Below are 4,428 nucleotides of genomic sequence, written 5' to 3' on the forward strand. Positions count from 1 at the left end.
CATTCGACCACAGGACGACCACGACGCGCGAATCCCGAAGCATGCCCTCTGTGACCTCATCATAGGTCTGTCCCGCCCTCAGGATCTTGTCCCACCAGACCGAGAAGCCTTCCTTCTCAAGGTGCTCTGCGATCTGCTGTGCCTTGGGGCGATCCGCCCGGCTGTAAGACAAAAAGATGTCCGCCATAATCCCCGCCCCCTGACGTTTCTATTAACCTTACCTGCAAACCCTTGAGCGGCAAAGGGATATCGGGTGGCATCGGGGCACAGGTTTGATGACGGGCAGGTTGAGGCGAGCTTCACCGTACAGAGCACCGCATCAGAACCGATAGCTGATCCGCGTTGCTGCGCGGCAGAACTTGTCGAGTTCTTCCAGGCTCAGCCGCTCCATGTCTGCAACGATTTGGGATAAGGGAACAGTCTTGCTTTCGGCCTTCGCCGCCAAGGCCTCGATGTCACGGACATATTGCTCGTAGCGCGTCCGCGACTGCTCTTCCAGCGTGGCATTGTCCATGATGGCTTCGGTGGCACCAAGAATGAAGAAGCAGACCGCCATGAAATCGATCCATGCGGTCTGGAAATCCATGCCGAAGTGGGACGCGAGCTTCGCCCCCAGAGCCAGGAAAGCGAAGGTCGCTGCACAGAGGTAGATGATGTCCTGCGACGAACTCAGAAGCCTCCGGCGGCTCGAGAAGCTTTCCAGCTCCGACTGCGCGAACCGTTTCTGATAGTCGACCCTCAGATCGCCATAGGCGGCCCTCGCTTCCGCTGTGATCTCGGGATTTACAGGCTTCCTGGTCTTGGGATGCACGATCATCGCGCGCGCTGGCGAGAAGGTTCTTACAACCGCAATTCCGGCATTGAGTTCGTTCTGGAGCAAGGCAAGCCCCCTGCGCGCATGATCGTTCGCCGCCGCCCTCAACGCTGCGCTGTCCTTCGCCTCCTGCGCCAGCGCAAAGGCCTGAAATTTCAAGCTTCTCAACCGTTCGACAGCATACCGGTTCAGCAGCCATTTCGGCTTTTGATCAGTCAGCATGATATAGGCCTGAAAACCGATCCCTATGCCCGCCATGAGGACAGCGATCAGGCTGGTGATATTACGATAGGCCCAGTCGGAGAAAAGCAGGGTTTCAGCGATCGTGTAAATCGCGCTGACGGCAATCAGGACAATGGCCGACTGGCCAAAGGTGTGAAAGCGCCGCTTTGCCTTCATTGCAATGGCGTCGCGGCGCAGAAATTCCTGATCGAGTTCAGGTGTTTCAAGAAGACCGGAAATGGGCTCGTGAATCGACAGCGTCGCTTCAGCGGGAAAGACGTCCCTGTTACTGGTGCGCATCCCGCTCCCCCCGAACTCGTTCTGATCTCACCAGATGATTCCGGAGAAGGCCAGCCCTTTCTGGCTGCGCTTGAGGGCTTGCGGCTCCCCGCCCTCGCGCAATTGCTTCCTGTCCTTCGATTTCTGCCGTAACGTGATCGCGGAAGGGGGCAAAAGATGAGCGGATCGCAAACAACTGTCTTCTTCAGCTACTCGCGCGAAGACAAAGCGCGCGCCATCCCGATCATTTCGACGATCACGGATGCGGGATACTCTGTCTGGTGGGACGGCATGCTCGCCGGCGGTTCGACCTATCTGGAAACGACCGAGCGGGCGCTGGAATCGGCGAGGGCCGTCGTCGTACTCTGGTCAGACCGCTCAATCAAATCCCACTGGGTGCGCGATGAGGCGACCTATGGGCGCGAACAAGAGAAGCTGGTGCCGCTTTCGATCGATGGTGTCCAGCCGCCACTCGGATTCAGGCAAATCCAGTTCATCGATATGGATGGATGGACAGGCGGAGCGGACGCTGTCGAGGTGCGTGAGATGTTGGCGGCAATCGCGGCCCTGCACGCGGGCGACGAACGGCCATCCAAACCCGTGAACGCTGTCGCCCCTGCGAAACAACCCGCAACGCCAACCCGCCGGCAATGGCTGATTGGCGCAGGCGGTCTCGCGCTCGCGGGCGCGGCCGGTGTTGCAGCGGTACAGTCCGGTCTTTTCCGGCCCAGCCAGATTGCCGAGCAGGGCATCGTCGTGCTGCCTTTCAAAAATCTCAGCGGGAATGCGGCGCGCGATTATATCTCCTCCGGGCTATCGGCCGAGATCAGGTCGACGCTTGCGCGCAATCCGATGCTGCGTGTGGTTGCGCAGACCTCTTCGGAAGCGATGCGGGATGCTGGGCTTGATGCCATCGAGATCTGCCGCCGGCTTGGCGTCGCCTACCTCCTCGACGGGACCGTGCAGGGCGAAGGCGACAGTCTGCGGTTGACGGCAGAACTTGTCGACGGGCGCAGCGGATTTTCCAATTGGTCGAAGACGTTTGAAAAATCAGATGCAGACCTGCTGACGGTTCAGGCAGAAGTCGCAGATGCGGTGAATGCGTCACTGACGCCGGACCAGCCGGCGATCCCGAACGACGCTGCCGGAAACACGGAGAACGGCGAGGCCTTCGACGCCTATCTTCAGGGAATCGCGCGCTACCGCGACAGCCGCGGGGCCGACGACATCCGAAGCGCCATCGACCTTCTAGACACAGCCACGAGCCTCGATCCGGGCTTCGCTGCCGCCTTCGCCGCCAAGGGAAGAGCGGCCGCCTCGCTGGCAAGCTGGAGCGATGATCCTGTAGAGACGAACCAGGCGCGCGCGACTGCGCTGGAAGCGGCAAAGCAAGCGGTGTCGCTTGCCCCAAAAATGGCGGACGCCCACTCCACGCTGGGCTGGGTTTACCTCAACGTTCTTGTTGACGTACCGGGAGCACTCGTTCCATTCGAACGCTCTTTCGAGCTCGGCCAGGGAGACGCGACCGTGCTGGCACGTTACTCCGCCTATATGGCCCGCATCGGACGAGATGCCGACGCGCTGGGGGCTGTTCGCAAAGCTGTAGGCCTCGACCGTCTCAACCCGACGATCCACCGCGCCGAAGCTTTCGTTCATTATGCTGCGCGCAGGTACAAACAGAACAATGAGGCCATCAGCCGGGCTCTCGCCTTGCGCCCGGAACTGAGCGACAGCCATGCGCGAATTGGCCTGGCTGAAGTGTGGCTTGGCAGGGCGCAGGCCGGCCTGGACTCTTGCCGCGCCGAACGATCAGCGTTCTACAGGCATAGCTGCGTCGCGATCGCAGCGTGGAAATCCGGGGATGAGCAGGCCGCGCGTGAGGCAATGGCCAGCCTCGAAGCAGAGTATGGCGACATCTCCTACTATGAACAGGGCGGGATTCTTGCCCAGTGGGGCGCCCTCGATGAAGCAATGGACCGGCTTAACCTGGCCCTCAGAGTGTCAGACGTCGGTCTCACACGCGCTAAGGTAGACCCTGCGCTCGACCCGCTTCGCTCAAGGCCGGACTTTATTCAATTGCTCAATTCACTGGGCCTGTCATAGTCTCGAAGAGCTCAGAGGGAGGACGTATCATGAAACTCAAGATTATACTGGCCGCAGCGCTGGCCATTCCGATGGTCGCTTGCACGACAACCGGCGCAGATGGCGAAGACGGAGCCGATGCAACATCGACCGCAACAGATTGCGAACCGGGCGATCCCGGGTATCCGGACTGCCAGACGGGCGTCCCTGAAATCATCGAATAGACCTGCCGATCAGGACCGGTCGGCACCTTCGATGGTCGACCGGATCCAGTCCGAATAGGCCGATACATCCGTATAAATGCCAGGCTTGCCATCGACATCGCACGTCGGTGAGCCCGCGCTGACGATGCCGACCAGCGTGGACTGGACGACGACCGGGCTGCCACTGTCGCCAAGACATGTCTTGCGGTTCGGATCATAGCCGCAGAAAACGCCCTCCGGAAGCGTATCGTCTGGCCCATAGTCGCGCAGGGCGAGGCAGGTTTCCCGGTCGACGACCTGTAGCGTCACGGCCTGCATGACGGCGCTAGGCGCCTCGCCTACAACAGGCTGCGTCTTGCCCCAGCCGATCGCAACGACAGGCGCACCTGGCTGTGAATAGACGGGGTCCGGATAGGGGTCAGCATACCCGATCTGCGGACCATCGGTCTCGGCCGCGGCCCCCGAGGCCTGCGCAAATAACAAATCTGGCTGCGACGTCAGAGGATTATCCGGCACCGGGGCCAGATGAAACCGTTTGGCTTCCTCGCCGGTGGCGAGATCCCAGAACCGCACATAACCATTATTGCCCCAACTCGCGAGTTGGGCACCCTCCGCGGTCAGCGCAGCGCCATGGACTTGCCCGCCATGAAAAACCCGCACGACCGGATCACCGGTGCGGGTATCCCAGACCTGGGCAAACCCGAAATCATTCCAGCTGAGCAGGTACCGCTCATCCTCGCTCAGCTTCACGCCGCGCAGCACGAAGCTGTGGTCGATCTCTATATCCGCTGCGCAATACTCGGTGGATGAGCAGCGGCTGAGGTTCCA

Annotated in this window: 5 protein-coding genes; 2 read left to right on the forward strand and 3 right to left on the reverse strand. The window is 60.7% G+C overall.

Features of this window, described 5'->3' with window-relative positions; all coding sequences use genetic code 11:
• Window positions 1-187, reverse strand: a 187-nt coding sequence (locus WA989_RS12705) for a toll/interleukin-1 receptor domain-containing protein (RefSeq protein ID WP_424340860.1), incomplete at its 3' end; no start/stop codon positions are given.
• Window positions 188-319: 132 nt separating this feature from the next.
• Window positions 320-1,336: a hypothetical protein gene (locus WA989_RS12710; RefSeq protein WP_424340861.1), complete on the reverse strand. Its 1,017-nt coding sequence runs from the start codon at window positions 1,334-1,336 to the stop codon at window positions 320-322.
• Between the two features lie 156 nt (window positions 1,337-1,492).
• Between WA989_RS12710 and WA989_RS12715 the strand changes: the two genes are divergently transcribed.
• Together WA989_RS12715 and WA989_RS12720 are read left to right on the forward strand one after the other, a co-directional pair.
• Complete coding sequence (locus tag WA989_RS12715; protein WP_424340862.1) at window positions 1,493-3,418, forward strand: TIR domain-containing protein; 1,926 nt, start codon at window positions 1,493-1,495, stop codon at window positions 3,416-3,418.
• 29 nt (window positions 3,419-3,447) lie between these two features.
• Window positions 3,448-3,621, forward strand: coding sequence for a hypothetical protein (locus WA989_RS12720; RefSeq protein WP_424340863.1), 174 nt, complete (start codon window positions 3,448-3,450; stop codon window positions 3,619-3,621).
• 9 nt (window positions 3,622-3,630) lie between these two features.
• Here WA989_RS12720 and WA989_RS12725 read toward each other — a convergent pair.
• The coding region (locus WA989_RS12725) for a trypsin-like serine protease (RefSeq protein WP_424340864.1) at window positions 3,631-4,428 on the reverse strand (798 nt) is incomplete at its 5' end.

Origin of the sequence: Henriciella sp. (assembly GCF_049649345.1) — a bacterium.
Lineage (GTDB): Bacteria > Pseudomonadota > Alphaproteobacteria > Caulobacterales > Hyphomonadaceae > Henriciella.

Coding starts and splice junctions, on each gene's coding strand:
- WA989_RS12710 (WP_424340861.1), bottom strand. CDS start 1,336: ATGCGCACCAGTAACAGGGACGTCTTTCCCGCTGAAGCGACGCTGTCG.
- WA989_RS12720 (WP_424340863.1), top strand. CDS start 3,448: ATGAAACTCAAGATTATACTGGCCGCAGCGCTGGCCATTCCGATGGTC.
- WA989_RS12715 (WP_424340862.1), top strand. CDS start 1,493: ATGAGCGGATCGCAAACAACTGTCTTCTTCAGCTACTCGCGCGAAGAC.